The organism is Kitasatospora sp. NA04385 (assembly GCF_013364235.1).
GTDB lineage: Bacteria > Actinomycetota > Actinomycetes > Streptomycetales > Streptomycetaceae > Kitasatospora.
Genome location: NZ_CP054919.1, coordinates 3,925,746 through 3,940,642 on the forward strand (window position 1 = coordinate 3,925,746; position 14,897 = coordinate 3,940,642).

The following is a 14,897-nucleotide window of genomic DNA, read 5'->3' on the forward strand; positions in this document are numbered from 1 at the left end:
GCTCAACTGCGGCTCGAAGCAGCGCAGTCGGCGGGAAGGGGTGCCGTCGCCCCGTCGGGTGGGGCGCGGTCAGCGTGCGGGCGGCTCGGCGATCCGCGGGTGCGGGGCGGCGGTGCGGGCGGCCTCGGCGGTGGCGGCCTGGTGGATGCGGGCGCCCGGTCCGGCCGCCTGGGCGGCGGGCGAGAAGGCGCGGGCGGCCGAGTACCGCCGCCGGGTTTCGGCGGCGTCGAGGTGTCCGAGCCGGTCGGCGACGGCGGCCACCCGGTAGGCGCCGAGGGCGAGTTCGGCACCTTCGCGATAGAGCGGCTCGTGGACGGCCGGGTCGCTCCAGGCGTCGGCGGCGTAGGCGCCGAGGCGGGTGAGGAGCGCGGCGAGCGCCTGGACGGGGCCGGGCGGCAGGAACAGCCCGTGGAGAAGTTCGGCGGCCTCGTCGGGGTTCATCGCCTCGACGTATTCGCCCAGCTCGGCGATGGCGTGGGACATCCGGGCGGTGGCGTCGTGGGCACGGTTGGCGGGTGGGCGGGCGTGGGGTTGGGGCAGGAGGGTGCCTTTCGTTCAGCGGGATCGGCGTGCGGGCGGTGCGGGAGTCGGCTCTCGGGCCGGGGCGGGGGTGCTGCGGACCGGGCGGGTACCGGGGCCGAGCAGCGCCGCAGCGGCGAGGCGGCGGGATTCGACGTCGAGCAGCTGGCAGACGGCCATGGCGCGGGACAGGTCGCGCTCCAGTTGCGGGGGGCGGCCGTCCGGGCGGGCGAGGGGCGCGATGATCCGCACCTCGTGGCTGTCCACCCGCAGCGCGATCCAGCGGCAGGACGGCGCGTCGCCGCCGGGGGCGATGCCGGTGGCGGCCAGCACCCGGCGGATGGCCTCGGCCCAGCGGGCGTCGGTGAGCAGGGGCGAGTCGGGGTGGTCGCGCAGCGTGCAGTGCCACACGTCCCGCTCGCGCCCCGGACGGCGCTCGCGCTCGGGCCGCAGGCGGATGAGGTCGGCGTCCAGGTCGGCGGCGAGCGCGTCGAGTTCGGCGGTTTCCGGCCGGGGCAGCTCGACGACGGGGCGCCAGGCGGCGACGACCCGCACCCGCGGGTGGCCGGGGCGGTGGCAGGCCTGCTGCTGGGCGGATACCAGCAGGTCCCGGGTACTGGCGTAGCGGGTGATGCTCGGAATCAAGGGAAGGAACGTTTCTTCATCGCCGCAGCCCCGGCCGGGCCTGCGCCGGTGCAGCCGGGGCTGCGGCCGACGCGGTGGCGGCCGTCGGGGCGGCTGTGGAACGGATGCCGGCGGGGCGGGGGGCGGCGTCGCGCAGGCCGACGACCACGTCCGCGAGGTCGGCGCCCGCGTCGTACACGTCCTGGCTGGTGCGGCCGAGGTCGAGCTGTAGGTGGGCGGTCCCCTCCCGGGCACCGCTCCAGCGCGCCGCGGCGCCGAAGAAGTCCGACAGCGCTTCGAGGTGCTGCTCCGCCTGCTCGACGAGGCGGGCCGCCTCGGCGGGGTCGGCCGTCTCGTCGAGCCGGGCGGTAAGCCGGCGCACCGCAGTGGCGGGGTCGGGTTCCGTGCTCGCCGCCTGGAGGGAGCTGCTCCCGTTCGCGCGCTCCGCAGCGGGGGCGGCTTCGGCGCGGACGGGCGGTGGGGACGCTCCGGTCCCGATGGAAGTGGAGCGGACGGTGGCGGCCTGGCGGCGGTCCGCGGTGGCCGCGGGGCGGGGAAGGTAGCTGACGGCGTCGGCGGAGGCGGCGAGGTCGGCCATGCTCCGGCTGCCGGTGTGGAAGAAGTCGGCCAGGCCGCCGTCGGGGCCCTCGCCCGCGGTGCGGCGGACGTGGTCGCCTGCCCGCTGGAGCACATCGGCCATCGCGTAGATGGGGCCGTGCGGGCCGCTGACCAGCTGGGCGGCGGCGTCGGAGAGGTCGTGGACGCTGTCCATCTCCTCCAGCAGGCCCAGCAGTTGGTCGATGCTGCGGGACATGGAGTCGAGGGCCTCCATCGTCCGCTCGTCGAGGTCGGAGACCCGCAACTCCGCATCGAGGTCGACCCGGTAGCCGGCGGCGGCCAGCCGCTCAGCGGCCCGGGTGGCCAGGGCGCGCCAGATGAGCGGTCCCTCCTGCGTCTGCAGGTGCACCGGGGCGGCGGCCCTCCGCGGGGGGCGGAAGCCGAGGTTCGCGATCAGGCGCAGGGCCCTCTCGTCGGCGCCGCGTACCTCCACCGGGCCGAAGGAGCCCGGCACGATGCTGATCTCGGGCGTGTTCAGCGCATGCTCCGGGCGACGGAGCCCGTGTTGGCGGCCAGTTCGATGCCGGTGGCCGTGGCCGGGGACGGCGTCGCTGTCGCGGAGGCGGAGGCGGAGGCGAGTGCGGCGGCGCGGCGGCGCTCGATGCGGGTGGCCGGCGCGGGCGTCGGGGAGGCGTTGGCGTGCCCGAGCAGTCGCATCGCCGCGGCCTCCACCTGCGTGCGCAGGCGGACGGCATTCAGGGCCGCGGCGCTCAGCTGCTCCGACAGCACGAAGTCGGCGGGAGTCCCGCCGCTGACTGCGGCGCTCTCCGCGGCCAGGCGCAGCGCCTCCTCGATCTCGAACAGCGCGGTCTCGATGGCGGTGAGGGCGAGGGCGCCGGCGGCGGGGGTGGGATTGTCGTGCAGGGCGTCGCCGAGGCGGCGAATCGCCTGAGCCGCGATCCGGCCGGTCTCGGCGGTGTCGGACTGGTCGTGGGCGAGAGCTGTGGTCAGGGGTGGCAAGGGGTGCGGGTCTCCTGGCTGGTCAGTGGTGGGGGTTTTCGGTGGAGCGGTCGGCGTCGGTGGCGGCCGCCAGCAGCTCCGGCAGGTCGCCCGGTTCGGCGTCGCGCTGGTCGATCCACCAGCCGGCCCGGTCGACGGCGCGCGCCTGGGCCTCGACTTCTTCCCAGGCGCTCTCGGTGAGGCTTCCCTCGGCGACCAGCACGCGGTAGGCGGCGGTCATCAGCTGGTGGCGCGAGCGCTCGCCCCAGGCCAGGGCGCGTTCGGGGCCGGACAGCGGCGGCATGCGGAACTGGTTGGCCCACCAGGTGGCGGCCTGCTGCTCCTCGGCGCGCCGGGTCTCCAGCCAGGCGGTGCGGCCGGCGTCGTCGTCCTCTCGCTGGGCGCGCCAGCAGTCGGTGCAGTCGCGCCCGGCGAGCCAGCGGGCGTAGCCGGCGCGCCGGTCGGCCGGGCGGGTGGAGAGGTCGTGGTCGGTGCTGTGCGAGCAGGCGTGCTCGACGGTCCAGATCTTCTTGACGGGCAAGGTGGGAGAATCTCCAGGTCAGCGGGTGTGGATGCTGTAGGCGACGCGCGGGTCCTCGGCGCGGCGCACGGCCTCGGCGGGCTGGGACGCGGTGACGCGGCCCAGGCGCACGCTGGTGGCGCGGGCGGCTCGGGCGCGGGCGCTCAGCGCGGGGGTGACGGCCGCTCGACCGGTGTGGGCGGCGGCGCGGGGGCGGGCCGGGGCGGCGGCGGTGATCGCCTCCAGGTCCTGCCGGACGCCGCCGAGCGTGCTCTGGGCGTCGGCCAGGGTGGCGGCGACCGCGACGGGGTCGAGCGAGTCCGGGTCGTCGCGCAGCTGCTGGGACAGGGCGGCGAGGATCTCGCCGATCACGGTGAGCGTCTTCTGCCGGTTGGTCACCATGGCCGCGATCCGGGCGTCGGGGGCGCCTTCGGCGGCCGGGGCGGGGTGCAGCCGGGTGTGGAACGGGTCGGCCGCGGCGGTGCCGGCGGGCGGTGCGGACCGCTCGGACAGGGCGGTGTCCTTCGGTGGCACGGCGGGAGCGGGCCGGGTCAGGAACGGGTCGGCGGGCCCGGTGTGCGTGGGCGGCGCCGGTGCGGCCTCGGCGGCGCGGGACTCGTAGGCCAGGTCGGTGCTGACGTGGAGTCCGGCGGCTCGCAGGGCGGTGACGGCGTCGGTGGCGCGCCGGGTGCCGTCGTTGTCCGGGAGGTTCAGCGCGAACAGCTCCGGGTTGCCGGGGGTGCGGTAGAAGCCCTGCTGGGCGAGGAGCTGGGCGGCGTCATCACGGCCGGAGCGGTCGGCGGCGGTGATGCCGTGCTCGGGGTGCGTGCCGAGGACGACGTCGGCCGCAGGCCCGGTGCCGGGGGTGACGATCCTGGGGTTGGGTCCGGCAGCGGCGGCGGCCGGGCTGGGGTAGCCCGGGTGCTCGGCGTAGTCGAAGACGGCGTCCGCGCTGACGGCGGCGCCGGTGGAGCGCAGGGCGGCGACGGCCTGCCGGGCGTGCAGGAAGACGCTGTCGGTGCGGGCGGTCAGGACGAGGAGGTCGTCGGCGCCCGCCAGCGGGGTGAAGCCGTAGTCGGCCAGCAGGCGGCGGTGCTGGTAGGTCGCCTGGTCGATGCCGGTGACCGCGACGCCGTGCACCGGGTGCCGGACGAACTGGATGGTGGGGTCGGGGATGGAAGCTCCTAGAGAGAGGCGACGGGGGCGGCCTGCGGCAGGACGGCGGCGGACGCCGGGGCGGGGCTCTGCAGGATCGGTCCGCCGATCAGGGCGTGGGCGGCCGCGGCGGTGGATGCGGTGGCGGCGCTGGAGCGGGCCGAGCGGACCGCGGAGGTGTCCAGGACTGCGTCGAGGCCGGAGAGGTGGCGCTGCAGGTCGGCGATGCTGATGTGCAGGGCCTCGGTGGCGATGCGGGCCTCGTCGATCCGGCCGCCGATCTGCTGGTCCTGGCCGACGGGCAGGCCGGAGGCCCAGTGGCCGATGTCGTCGAGCAGGCCGGACAGTTGCGACAGGGCGCCGGTGTCCTGGTCGCTGGCGGCGTCCAGCAGGTCGGCGATGTCGCGGCTGTCGGTCAGGCTTCGGATGTTGACCCGTTCGACGGCGAGGTCCTCGACCGCCTCGGCGAGCCGGTCGGCGGAGGCCGGCGGGGCGGCGAGCCCGCGGGTGGCGACCTGGACGCCCAGGTTCTGCAGGACCAGGCTCACGCGGGCGGCGGCCACCAACGTCTGGTGCTCGCCCAGGCCGGACGGCTGCAGGTAGATGTCCCGGCCGCTGTCGTGGGTGAACCCGAACTTCGCCAGGACCTGGGGCACCAGGGTCTCGGCGGCGTCGGTGGCGGTCGCCGCGACGATCCCCTCGACGGGGTGGCGGGCGAAGACGACGTCGGCGCCGTCCGGGACGAGGACGCGCTCCGGCTCCAGCGGACCGCTGAAGGTGTCCACCCGCAGTCCGCCGACGTTCAGGAAGAAGGCGGCGCGGGCGGCGCGAGCGACGGCGTCGGAGCCGGTGAAGAGGTAGGAGCCGTCGCCGGTCCGCACCGCGTCCTGCTGTTCGAGGAGTCGGCGGGCGCTGTCGGGCAGGCGGGCCACGGTGCGGGCGGTGATCGCGCCGTCCGGGCCGGGGGCGAAGGAGATGTCTGCAGGCATGGGGTCTCGCTGATCGAAGAGGGACGGGAAGCGGCGTCAGCGGCGGCGGGCGTCGGGTACCGCGACGGCGGGGTGAACGGGGCGCTGCGCCAGGCGGGCGGGCAGGGGCACCGGGGCGGCGGGGGCCGGCGCGCGGGTGCGGGCGGGCCTTGGCACTGCGGTCTCGCGCAGGGTGTGGACGCGGAAGTCCCGGCGGGCCTGGCCGGCGTGCCAGTGGGCGTAGTCGTCGGTGATGCCGAGGTAGCCGTAGCGCCGGGAATGGAGCAGGCCGAGGTAGTGGTCGGGCTCTGCGGCGGGGGTGGCCAGCATCCACTCGACTCCCCCGAGGATGCGCCGGGCCTCCACCCGCAGCCGCCCGTCGGCGACCTCTTCGGTGAGGGCTCTGGCGTGCCGGGGCACCATGTCGGCCGCCAGCCGGGCCTGGGCTTGGGCGCTGGCGGTGCGGGCGACTGCGGCGGCGTCGGGAAACGGGTCCTGGCTGCGCAGCCATCGGTAGTGGCGGGCGACATCCGCCGAACTCTGGCCGGGCTCGTGCCAGTTGGCCACGCGGTGGCCGGCCACGATCAGCAGGTCGACGGCTGTGGAGGCGGCCTCGATCTGCTCGTGTTCGTCGGCAGCACCCGGTGCAATCGTCCAGGCTCCCAGCGGTTCGATCCGGCGGTCGAAGCCGCAGTGGTCGAGGGCCAGCCGCACCAGCGGGTCGTCCTCGTCAGAGGCGATGGCGAACTCGCCGACGTCGCAATTCCAGCCGAAGGCCACCGCCGGCCGGTGCGCGGGGGTCATCGGCCCTGCGCGGCGATCCGGGCCGCGGTGGCGGCCACGGCGGCGGCGCTGTGCTGCTGCTCGGCCCGGGCCAGGAGGTCCAGCAGGTCCTGCTCGGCCTCGTCCCGCGCGGTGGCGATGTCCTCCAGGACTTCCAGCTGGGTGGCGATGTCGTCCAGCAGCTGGTCGTCGACCCGGCGCTGGCGGTCGGTGGCCAGTCGCAGCCGGACGAGCTCGAACGCGGTCTGGGTCTCGGCTTGGGCCAGGCGCCGGTGGGCGTCGCGCAGGCGGGCGTCCGCGTCGTCGAGGCCGTCCTGGGCGTGCAGGGCGGCGATGCTGAGGCTGGTGGCCGCCTCGACCCGGGCGTCGAAGCGGGTGAGGGGTGCGGACAGGGCGGGCATGGGTACCTCCGGGGGCGGGGAAGCGGGCGGGTCAGAACGCCAGGCGGGGAGCCTTAGCGGGAGCGGGCGCCGTGGGCGCGGGGGTGCTGGGCCGGTCGGGGTGGAGACGGTCGGCGTTGCGCGTGGTGGTGTGGGCGGCCGAGGCGCGAGCGTCGGCGGCGGCGGGCGGGGAGGTCGCCGCGGGCAGGGACTGCGGCCTCCCGAAGCCCTCTTCGGCGGCGGAGAGGTCGGGGTAGTGGATGACGCCCCACCAGGTGCTGCCGGACTCGGTGTAGAAGGTCGCGGCCTTCCCGGTGGCCGGATAGGTGCCGAGCAGCTCGACCTCGCCGTGCGCGCCCGAGTAGCGGGCGTTGATGACAAGATGGCCGGCTTCGATGTCCGCACTCACGTGGTGGTGGAAGACCGTCCCGGGGCCGGTGGTCCGCACCGGGCGGGCCTCGCCCGCCGGACCGGCCTGCTCGACCTGCTGGCGCTGCTCGTCCTCGGAGTACAGGCGCAGCAGGCCGCACCCGTGCGCGGCCAGGAACCGGGCGGCGTCGCGGATCATCCGCTCGGCGGAGACCACCGGCTCCTCGGGCAGGCGGTACAGAATGTCGGCGCTGTGCTGGAGGAAGCCGGCCTCGACCAGTTGCGCGGCGCAGACCGCGTCGGGCGCGAGGGCGGTGTGGACGCCCAGGGCAGCGTCGTAGGCGACGCTCACGTGCGTCACGGCTCCTGCCCCCCGCCGCCGGAGCCGGCGGGGTCGGGGCCGGTGTAGCCGTAGACCGCGCGTTCCAGTTCGCCGAGGTGGGTGAGGCCGCTGTGGAGGCGGAAGGCGTCCAGGCGCTCGGCGACGTAGTCCTGGCGGTCGGCCTCGGCGACGGCGACCTTGGCCAGGTTGCGGGTGGACAGGCGGCCCCATTCGAGGAGGTCGGTGGGGGTGGCGTGCTCCATCCACACCCACACGCCGCCGCCCAGTTTCAAGATGCCCTGTGGGTGGAACATCGAGGCGCGGCGGCGGGGCTTGGGGCTGCGGCGCTCGCCGAAGCCGCGCACGAGGGAGCCGGCGAGCTTGCCGACGGCGGCCGAACGGACGTGGACGTCCAGGTCCTCGTCGGCCAGCCGCTCGCGCAGTTCCGCTTCCAGGTCGCTGCGGCGGAAGCGTCCGGCCTCGTCGGTGACGTGGGCGGCGACGTCCTCGACGATCTGCCACAGCCGCAGGTCGGCGGTCACGCTCACGCGGCCTCACGCTCACGCCACGCCTGGGCCATCTCGGCCAGGGCCTCGATGGCCTGGTCGATGACCTCGGCGGTGATCGCCCGGCCGGTGAGCATGAACTGCGGGTCGTAGAGCAGGGCGGTGCCGGTGCCGCGGGCCTGGGCCAGCGGCGGGACCGTCTCGCACAGGAAGGTGGTGGCGACCTTGCGCCGGCGGACTTCCTCCTCCGCGCGTTCCTTGCGCTCCGCCCACGCCCCGGGCAGCGTCAGCTCCCCGTCGACGACCTTGTCGGCCAGCTCCGGGTCCTCCGCCCGCAGCCGGGCGAGCTGGGACTCGGCGGAGTCCGCCTGCGCCTTGTTTTCCCGGGCGGTCTTGTATGCCTCGGTGAGGCCGATGGCACCACTGATCACCAATTCGACGAGGTCGGGGGCGTGGCGCAGGACGGTGCTCGCCTGTCCGATACGGCCGAGGGAGACCCCGGTCTGTTCACTCAGTGAACGGACGGGCTGTTCACTCGGTGAACGGCCCTGCTGTTCACTAAGTGAACCGGCCTTCGCCGCGATCATGGCCAGTTGGCCCTTGGTCAGGTTGCGGCGGCGGATGTTGACCGACAGGGCGTAGGTGGCGGCGTCGGTGCCGTCGTAGGTGGTGAACTGCGGCTCGACTCCGGCGATCTCGCACGCGGCGAGGCGGTTTCGGCCGTCGAGGATCCGGCCGTGCTCGTCGAGGACGATCGGGTGGATCTGGCCGAGTTCCTTGATGTCCTCGGCGAGCGCGTGCAGATCGTCGTCGTCGAGCATGGGGAAGACGGCAGCGGTGGGATGGGCTTCGATGGGGGGGTTCTCCTGGTTTGGGTGGGGTCGGTGTCGAGGGTCACCGCCGGGCAGGGCGGGCGGTGGGGAGGCGGGAGCGGGTCACGCGGCCCGCAGGGCTTCGGGGTTCGTGAACCCGCGGGGGTTCTCGCCCATCCGGGCGTCGGTGTCGAACAGGGCGCGCTCGGCGGGGTGCAGGACGTGCTGGACGATGAAGGAGCGGCCGGCGAGTTTGTGGAGTCCGCGGCCCCGGCCGCAGTTGGCGATGGCCTCGGTCTCCACGCCTGTTAGGCCCAGCAGGCTTGCGGTGGCGGCGAGTTGGTCGGGCTCTTGCCGGTAGATGATGCGGGTGGCGCAGTCGGAGAGCAGGCCCTCGGCGAGGACTCGGCCGCGGGATCCGGCGTCGCCGGCCGACAGCAGGTCGGACAGGCGGTGGATGACGATGAGGTTGGCGATGCCCAGGCCGCGGGCGAGCTTGAGCTGGGCCTGCATGCGCTCCAGCAGCGGCAGGTGGCGCATCAGGCGCCACGCCTCGTCGTAGATGACCCAGCGGCGGCCACCGCGCGGGTCGGAGAGCGCGGCCTCCATCCAGGCGGAGGCGCAGGTCATCGCGAGGATCAGGCCGGTGTCGTCGCCCGCGGAGCCCAGGGCGGACAGGTCGATCGACAGCATCGGCGCGCTCGGGTCGAAGGCGACCGTGGAGGGGGCGTCGAACATGTTGGCCAGGTCGCCCTGGACGAGGCGGCGCAGGGCGTGGGCGAGGTCCTCGGCGGCGGTGCCCAGGCGGCGGGCCGGGTCGCCGAGTGCGTCGTCGAGGCGGGCAGCGTTGCCGAGCATGGAGGCGATGTGGCCCAGCAGGGGGACGCGGCCGGTGCGGTGGGCGTCGGCGACGACCTCGTCGAGGGCGACGTCGAGCGCGGTGTGCTCCATCGGCAGCAGGTCGCGGTGCAGGACGGTGCGGGCCAGCGCGGCCAGCAGCAGCAGTCGGCGCTTGCGGACCTCGGCCGCCCAGTCGTCCGGGTCGGAGCCCGGCGGCGGGGGCGGGGCGTCGAGCGGGTTGAGGCGTCCGCTCATGCCGGGCCCGAGCGAGATCGTCCGGCCGCCCAACTCCTTTGCGACGAGAGTCCATTCGCCCTTCGGGTCGCAGGGGACGTAGACCTTGTAGCCGTGGGCGATCGACCTGGTCGCGATGGACTTGGCGAGCGCCGACTTGCCCATGCCGATCACGCCGGCCAGCACGACGTTCGGGTTGGTGAAGCCTTCGACGCGGCCATACAACGCGAAGGGGTCGAAGAGGTAGGACGCTTCGGAGTGGACATCGCGGCCGAGGTAGACGCCGCCCGCGCCGAGGCCGCCTTCGGCGAGGAACGGGAACGCATGGGCAGCCACCGCGGTGGTCATGCGGTGCGGGGGCAGCTTGAGCTTGCCGCCGCGGGCGGAGGCGGGGCCGGGCCTACCGGTGGCCGGGTAGAGGGGGCGTTCGTCGAGTTCGTCGACCTCTCCGGCGGTGCGGCGTACCGGCTGGTCGGCGAGGCGGGCCTGGCGGCGGGCCTCGGCGAGGTCGCGGCGGGCGCGGCGGCGCTCGGCACGGTTGCCGCGGGCGGGGGTGAACAGGGGACTGGCGCTGGTGGTGGTGCGGTTGCGCAACCGGTCTCCTCTCTGCAGGTAGGGCTCAGCGGCGCAGGAGGCCGGGGGCGGGGGCGTGCAGGTCGGCGGGGGTGGTGATCTGGCGCAGCCGGGCGGCGGTGACGGCGCGGCGCTGGCAGATCGTCAGGTCGGGCGCTCCGTAGGGCAGTCGGGAGGCGCAGGCTTCGCGGGTGGGTCGGCGGCCGTCGACGCGGGGGGCGTCGTGGTAGGCGTCGTGGAGGTGCTCGCAGACCTGCCACAGGCGGATCCTCGCGTTGTGGAGGTGCTCCGCGGCGGCGGGGGCGTGGGGGCGGGTGCGGGTGGTGGCGGTGTCCAGGAGGCCGAACAGGGCGACGGTGTGGGCGTGGAGGTCGTCGAGTTCGGTGCGGGAGACGGCCTCGCCGTCGGCGAGGCGGGTGTGGTGGTGGACGTCGATCGCGGCGCAGGCGAAGCGCAGCAGGTCCGAGCGGTCGGGGAGGTCGTGGGTCAAGGAGCGGGGTGCCCTTCGGCGGTCAGAGTCGGGCGAGGGGCAGGGCGGCGGTGAACGCCTCGGCCTGCTGCATCGTCAGGCGGCGCAGGTCGATCAGGGCGGCGACGGCGGCGGTTTCGACCTGGGCGCAGGCGGCGCTGAGCTGCTCGGGGTCGTCGGCGGAGACGACGAGCAGGCCGGTCATCGCGACGTCCGCGTGGCCGGCGATCAGCTGCAGCTCGCGGGCCTTGACGTCGGCGTACTCGACGGTGTCGGTCTCGGAGTCGACCTGGCCGCGGCGCACGCGCTCGGCGGCGTCCGCGATGATCGTGGCTTTCCGGCGCTGGACGTCCTTGAGGGCGGCGTCGAGCTGCTGCGGGGCGTAGGTGATCGACAGGGTGCGGCGCACGCCGCTGCTGTAGAGCAGTTGGTGGAGGAACCCGGCCGAGGTCTCGGTGCGGGGCCACTGCTCGATCCAGTAGACGGTGTGGTGCGCGGAGTCGGTGCGGATCGACTCCGCCTCCTCGACCAGGACGACGGGGCCGGCGGCGGCGACGTCGGCCTCCGGGCGGCCGTTCTCGCTCCAGCGCTCCAGCGCGCCCAGGACGGCCGGGTCGTAGGCGGTGCGCACGACGGCGGCGATCTCTCCGGCGGTCAGCCAGCCGCCCGGGGCCAGGCCCGCGCCGCGCACCGACTGGTCGAGGGAGGCGGTCAGTTGCTGCAGGACGGCGAACGCTCCGGCTAGGCCGCCGCCGGCCTGGTTGATCAGGCGGCGGGCCTCGCGCAGGTCGAGGGAGACGGCGATGTACGCCTCGTGCGGGGCGGCGCTCGGTCCGGCGGCGGCGAGGAGTTCCTCGTAGATGGGGCCGGCGACGGGGGTGGAGGGGCGGCCGTGCTCCAGCCAGTAGCGCTGCAGGGTGTCGCCGGAGTCGGGGACGGTGCGCTCGATGACCTGGATGCGGGCGATCTGCCCGGAGCGGGAGAGCGCGGCCAGGGCCCGGCCCCAGCCGGAGACGTTGGCGTTCTGGGTGGCGGGGTCGAGGAGGGCGAACGCGCGGGAGGAGACGCGGGTGACGGCGGTGAGGGTGTTCTGTTGCTGGTCGTGGACGGCGCCGAGGCGGCCGTCGGGGCTGGTGACCGCGCGCAGGGAGGCCGCGGTACCGGGCAGGTGCAGCAGCCCCTCACGGCGGGGGCGGGTGGACGGCCTTGCCAGCCAAAGGAGTTGGCCGCGGGTGCGGCGCAGCTGGTAGCGCAGGGCGATCGGCACCCACTCGGCGACGGAGCGGCCGCGGATGCGGACGAGGACGGCGGCGCCGAGCAGGGCCCACAGCGGGGTGAAGGCCAGGGCGGCGGCGACGCCCATGGTCATCAGGACGGCGAGCAGCAGCAGGCCGCCGGTGCCGGCGATGGCGAGCTGCGGGAGGGTCAGGCCGAGGAGGATGCCTCGGCGGGTGCGGGAGGGGAATCGGATCGTGTCGGGGTATTCGCTGGTCAGGGCTGTTTTCTACCTGGGGTGCGGGGGCGGAGGGGCCGGTCCCGGGCCTCCCGGACGATGGGCAGTCCGGGAGGGCGCTTGGAGGCGGGGAGGGGGCAGCGGGCGTCAGGAGGACGGCGGGCGCTCGGGGAAGCGGAAGCGCTGCCCGGCCGGGGACGGGGTGGACGGGCGGCCTGCGGGCGGCACGATGACCGGGTTGAAGGCCGGACCGGCGGCTGCGGGCGAAGCGGCGCCGCCGACGGGAGCGGCGGGCACGGCGGCGGAAGGCCCGGCCGGGGACGGCCCTGCGGCGGAGGGTCCGGCCGCGGGGGGTGCGCCGGTGGAGCCGGGCGTGGAGATCCGGGGCGAGCCGGAGGCGCTGGCCGCCTTCGTCGCGGGGGAGGCGGCCGGGGCTCCGCCGGTGGGGGACGCGGCCGGGGATCCGCCTGCCGGGAAGGCCGCGGGGGCGGAGCCGGAGGAGCCGCTGTAGGCCAGCAGGGGTGTGGCCTGGTCGCCGTCGGATCGCGGCGCGGGGGTGGAGCGGGTCAGCAGCGGGACGCCGCCGTCGCCCGGCCCGGAGCGGGTGGGTGCCCCGTAGCGGAAGCTGGTCGGGGTCGCCTTGGCGAGGGTGCTGGTGACGCTGTCGGCCGAGGACCCGCCGCCCGCGCCGCTCTGGCCGGGTACCTGGGAGGGGCCCTGCGGGCTGGCGGCACCGCCCGCGCCGACAGCTCCGGCACCGCCTGCGGCGGCACCCGAGCCTCCGGCGCCCGCGCTCATCGCCATCTGCCCGCCCTTCTTGGCGGCGGCGGTGGCGGTCTGCAGGCCCGCGGCGGTGGAGCGGTGCAGGTCGTGGGCCTGACCGTCGCCCGCCCAGTGAACGAACTTGTAGACCATGAACGGGCAGCACAGGACCAGGGCCATCACGACCAGGCCGGCGATGATGTCGCTCAGCGCGGTCAGGCCGTCCTTGGTGTCGCTCTCGCCGATCGCGGAGACGCCCACCAGCATGATGATCGTCATCACGAGCTTCGAGACGACGACGGTGGCGGTGGCCTCTACCCAGCGGCGTCTCCAGTCGCGTGTCGGCTCCCAGGGGCCGCCCGACGCGGCCAGCGGCGCGAGGACGACCAGGACGAGGATGCTGACCTTGCGGAAGATCATCATGCCCCAGTAGAGGATCGCGCCGACGGCGCAGCCCAGGGCTGTCAGGGCGGGGATCGCCCAGCCGAGCGGGGTGGTCGCGGTGATCATCGAGACCTTGACGAGGCGGCGCACCGCGTCGTCCATGCTGGAGTTGGCGATGGTGAACAGGCCCCGGGAGAGGGCCTCGACCACGGCGATGGCGACGGAGGTGAAGGTGATCGCGCACATCGCGAAGAAGACCGAGGAGACGGTGCCGGTGACGGCCTGGCCGAGGGCCTGTCCGTCGCGGCGCCAAGCGGCCCTGACGAGCTGCAGGGTGAACGTGCAGACGATCACCGTCAGCGCGATGGGAAGGATGAGCGAGTAGGTGTCGCGGAACCACTGGGCGGAGAGGTCGACGAAGGTGGTCTGGTCGACGGCCCGACTGGCCATGTCGACCGCGGACTTGGCGAGGTCGCCGGCCGACTGGGCGATCCAGTTGCCGATGCTGGTGGTGATGCCGCTGGCGACGCCGCCGGGGGTGAGGTCGCACAGCGCGCCGGCGAGGGGGAGGTCGCAGAACCCGATAGGGGATCAGCTCCTTATGGAGAGGGGAGCGGTCGGCTCACGGGTAGACGGTGGGGGCGATGGCGGCCAGCGCGCAGTCCTGCTGCGGGCGGCACTGCACGGCCAGGGTGATCGCCCGGGACTCGCCGCCGCGGCCGCCGCCGCTCCAGGCGATGTCGACGGTGCCGGTGACGGTGACGGCGTAGATGTACGCCCGGCTCAGCGCGCCGGGGTCCTGGGCGACGGCCTGCCGGAAGCCGTCCGGTAGGTGCGCCTCCAGGTCGCGGGCGGTGGAGGTCTGCTCGTTGTCGCGCATCCGCGACCAGAGCACCGGGTCGGGGACCTGGGCCTCGACGGAGGCGCCGTCGGCATACTGGCTCTCCGAAGTGAGCCACAGCCGAAGGCCGTTGACGAAGTTCTGCTGGTCGAGCGCGCGGGTGTCGTAGGACCACAGGGTGCGCGCGAGCGCGGTGGCGTAGTCGGTCGGGGAGGTGGTGTGCGGGGGACGGGCCACGTTCCCTGTGGCCTCGCCGGACGGTTCGGCGGAGGCGGTCGACGAGGAGGTGGGCCGGGGGGCGGCGGTGGGCTGGGTGGCGGAGTGGTCGGCGTGGCCGCCGCCCGCCAGCCGGGCGGCGAGCCCGGCCAGCAGGGCGGCGGCCAGCAGCACGCCCAGCCCGATCAGCAGCCGCCGCCCGAAGACCGGATTGCTGCTGCTCAGATGGGACTTGGTCACTTACTTGACCTGCGTCCCGAGGGTGCTGAAGAAGCTCACCAGGCCGTTCGCGGCGCCCAGCAGCAGGGCGACACCGCCGGCGGCCAGGACGCCCTGCTTGCCCTTCGCCTCGGCGCCGTGGCTGCCCGTGTGGTGGCCCCAGGCCCACACGACGCCGGCGACGGCGAGCGCGCCGACCGTGGCGATGATCGCGAACAGGTTGATCGAGGAGACGACCTTCTTCAAGACCGCCAGGCCAGGTAGACCGCCTTCGGCCGGGGTGACGCCCGGGTCGTAGGCCAGGTGGGTGATCGCCTCAGCGAGTATGGACAAACGTTTCTCCAGGGGGATTTGGGCATGCCGGGGCGCGGGACGGCGCGCCGCTGCGGCA

Annotated in this window: 18 protein-coding genes; all 18 read right to left on the reverse strand. The window is 75.0% G+C overall.

Annotated elements, in window-relative coordinates; translation table 11 throughout:
* Positions 1 to 69 precede the first annotated feature (69 nt).
* The 18 genes from HUT16_RS17500 to HUT16_RS17585 all read right to left on the reverse strand — a co-directional run bounded on the left by HUT16_RS17500 (position 70) and on the right by HUT16_RS17585 (position 14,839).
* Positions 70 to 483, reverse strand: a complete 414-nt coding sequence (locus tag HUT16_RS17500) for a hypothetical protein (protein ID WP_176189098.1) — start codon at positions 481 to 483, stop codon at positions 70 to 72.
* A gap of 72 nt (positions 484 to 555) precedes the next feature.
* Entirely contained in the window at positions 556 to 1,164 is a 609-nt protein-coding gene (locus tag HUT16_RS17505) for a hypothetical protein (RefSeq protein WP_176189099.1), read from the reverse strand.
* A gap of 16 nt (positions 1,165 to 1,180) precedes the next feature.
* On the reverse strand, positions 1,181 to 2,215 hold the full coding sequence (locus HUT16_RS17510; RefSeq protein ID WP_176189100.1) for a hypothetical protein: 1,035 nt from the start codon (positions 2,213 to 2,215) through the stop codon (positions 1,181 to 1,183).
* A 20-nt stretch (positions 2,216 to 2,235) separates the two neighbouring features.
* On the reverse strand, positions 2,236 to 2,721 hold the full coding sequence (locus tag HUT16_RS17515; RefSeq protein ID WP_176189101.1) for a hypothetical protein: 486 nt from the start codon (positions 2,719 to 2,721) through the stop codon (positions 2,236 to 2,238).
* 22 nt (positions 2,722 to 2,743) lie between these two features.
* Positions 2,744 to 3,241, reverse strand: a complete 498-nt coding sequence (locus HUT16_RS17520) for a hypothetical protein (protein WP_176189102.1) — start codon at positions 3,239 to 3,241, stop codon at positions 2,744 to 2,746.
* 18 nt (positions 3,242 to 3,259) lie between these two features.
* A complete protein-coding gene (locus HUT16_RS17525; protein ID WP_176189103.1) occupies positions 3,260 to 4,360 on the reverse strand; it encodes a hypothetical protein in 1,101 nt (366 codons plus the stop codon).
* Positions 4,361 to 4,404: 44 nt separating this feature from the next.
* On the reverse strand, positions 4,405 to 5,364 hold the full coding sequence (locus tag HUT16_RS17530; protein WP_176189104.1) for a hypothetical protein: 960 nt from the start codon (positions 5,362 to 5,364) through the stop codon (positions 4,405 to 4,407).
* A 36-nt stretch (positions 5,365 to 5,400) separates the two neighbouring features.
* On the reverse strand, positions 5,401 to 6,147 hold the full coding sequence (locus HUT16_RS17535; protein WP_176189105.1) for a hypothetical protein: 747 nt from the start codon (positions 6,145 to 6,147) through the stop codon (positions 5,401 to 5,403).
* The gene (locus HUT16_RS17540; RefSeq protein ID WP_176189106.1) at positions 6,144 to 6,527 is read right to left on the reverse strand and encodes a hypothetical protein; all 384 of its coding nucleotides are present in this window, start codon (positions 6,525 to 6,527) and stop codon (positions 6,144 to 6,146) included. The genes HUT16_RS17535 and HUT16_RS17540 overlap by 4 nt, the downstream gene beginning before the upstream one ends.
* Before the next feature lie 31 nt (positions 6,528 to 6,558).
* Positions 6,559 to 7,236: a hypothetical protein gene (locus HUT16_RS17545; RefSeq protein WP_176189107.1), complete on the reverse strand. Its 678-nt coding sequence runs from the start codon at positions 7,234 to 7,236 to the stop codon at positions 6,559 to 6,561.
* On the reverse strand, positions 7,233 to 7,745 hold the full coding sequence (locus HUT16_RS17550; protein ID WP_176189108.1) for a hypothetical protein: 513 nt from the start codon (positions 7,743 to 7,745) through the stop codon (positions 7,233 to 7,235). Before HUT16_RS17550 ends, HUT16_RS17545 begins: the two co-directional genes overlap by 4 nt.
* Positions 7,742 to 8,524, reverse strand: a complete 783-nt coding sequence (locus HUT16_RS17555) for a ParB N-terminal domain-containing protein (protein WP_176189109.1) — start codon at positions 8,522 to 8,524, stop codon at positions 7,742 to 7,744. The genes HUT16_RS17550 and HUT16_RS17555 overlap by 4 nt, the downstream gene beginning before the upstream one ends.
* A 114-nt stretch (positions 8,525 to 8,638) precedes the next feature.
* The gene (locus HUT16_RS17560) at positions 8,639 to 10,183 is read right to left on the reverse strand and encodes a type IV secretory system conjugative DNA transfer family protein (RefSeq protein WP_176189110.1); all 1,545 of its coding nucleotides are present in this window, start codon (positions 10,181 to 10,183) and stop codon (positions 8,639 to 8,641) included.
* 25 nt (positions 10,184 to 10,208) lie between these two features.
* On the reverse strand, positions 10,209 to 10,652 hold the full coding sequence (locus HUT16_RS17565) for a DUF6238 family protein (RefSeq protein WP_254897846.1): 444 nt from the start codon (positions 10,650 to 10,652) through the stop codon (positions 10,209 to 10,211).
* 22 nt (positions 10,653 to 10,674) lie between these two features.
* A complete protein-coding gene (locus HUT16_RS17570; RefSeq protein WP_176192723.1) occupies positions 10,675 to 12,126 on the reverse strand; it encodes an SCO6880 family protein in 1,452 nt (483 codons plus the stop codon).
* A gap of 105 nt (positions 12,127 to 12,231) precedes the next feature.
* Positions 12,232 to 13,815, reverse strand: coding sequence for a conjugal transfer protein TrbL family protein (locus HUT16_RS38250; protein ID WP_368662741.1), 1,584 nt, complete (start codon positions 13,813 to 13,815; stop codon positions 12,232 to 12,234).
* A gap of 37 nt (positions 13,816 to 13,852) precedes the next feature.
* On the reverse strand, positions 13,853 to 14,527 hold the full coding sequence (locus HUT16_RS17580; protein WP_176189111.1) for a hypothetical protein: 675 nt from the start codon (positions 14,525 to 14,527) through the stop codon (positions 13,853 to 13,855).
* Positions 14,528 to 14,839, reverse strand: a complete 312-nt coding sequence (locus HUT16_RS17585; protein WP_176189112.1) for a DUF6112 family protein — start codon at positions 14,837 to 14,839, stop codon at positions 14,528 to 14,530.
* Between the last annotated feature and the right edge of the window lie 58 nt (positions 14,840 to 14,897).

What these genes read in the sequence shown, in the direction of transcription:
- HUT16_RS17500 (WP_176189098.1), bottom strand. Translation starts at nt 483, where the DNA reads ATGTCCCACGCCATCGCCGAGCTGGGCGAATACGTCGAGGCGATGAAC.
- HUT16_RS17530 (WP_176189104.1), bottom strand. Translation starts at nt 5,364, where the DNA reads ATGCCTGCAGACATCTCCTTCGCCCCCGGCCCGGACGGCGCGATCACC.
- HUT16_RS17535 (WP_176189105.1), bottom strand. Translation starts at nt 6,147, where the DNA reads ATGACCCCCGCGCACCGGCCGGCGGTGGCCTTCGGCTGGAATTGCGAC.
- HUT16_RS17540 (WP_176189106.1), bottom strand. Translation starts at nt 6,527, where the DNA reads ATGCCCGCCCTGTCCGCACCCCTCACCCGCTTCGACGCCCGGGTCGAG.
- HUT16_RS17555 (WP_176189109.1), bottom strand. Translation starts at nt 8,524, where the DNA reads ATGCTCGACGACGACGATCTGCACGCGCTCGCCGAGGACATCAAGGAA.